The organism is Enterococcus sp. C50, from assembly GCF_040887505.1.
Lineage (GTDB): Bacteria > Bacillota > Bacilli > Lactobacillales > Enterococcaceae > Enterococcus_B > Enterococcus_B thailandicus.
This window is the reverse complement of record NZ_JBFOFW010000025.1, coordinates 1-274: the sequence shown is the minus strand read 5'-3', so window position 1 is coordinate 274 and position 274 is coordinate 1. Positions and strand designations below refer to the sequence as shown.

3 tRNA genes are annotated in these 274 nt (G+C 50.7%); all 3 read right to left on the bottom strand.

The annotated features are described in order from the left end of the window. Positions 1-73 (bottom strand) — tRNA-Asp (locus tag AB3I20_RS12775). 20 nt (positions 74-93) lie between these two features. Then, positions 94-167: transfer RNA gene (locus tag AB3I20_RS12770), tRNA-Met, on the bottom strand. A gap of 13 nt (positions 168-180) precedes the next feature. After that, positions 181-270: transfer RNA gene (locus AB3I20_RS12765), tRNA-Ser, on the bottom strand. Positions 271-274 lie beyond the last annotated feature (4 nt).

Here is a 274-nt window from a genome sequence, read left to right as displayed (position 1 = left end):
CGGTTCCGACGGGAATCGAACCCGCGATCTCCTGCGTGACAGGCAGGCATGTTAACCCCTACACCACGGAACCAATAGTTTTTAAATTTTTAATTGCGGGAGCAGGATTTGAACCTACGACCTTCGGGTTATGAGCCCGACGAGCTACCAGACTGCTCCATCCCGCGATAATATTAAAAAAGGAGGATAAGGGATTCGAACCCTTGCACGGTTTTACCCGCCTGACGGTTTTCAAGACCGTTCCCTTCAGCCGGACTTGGGTAATCCTCCATAT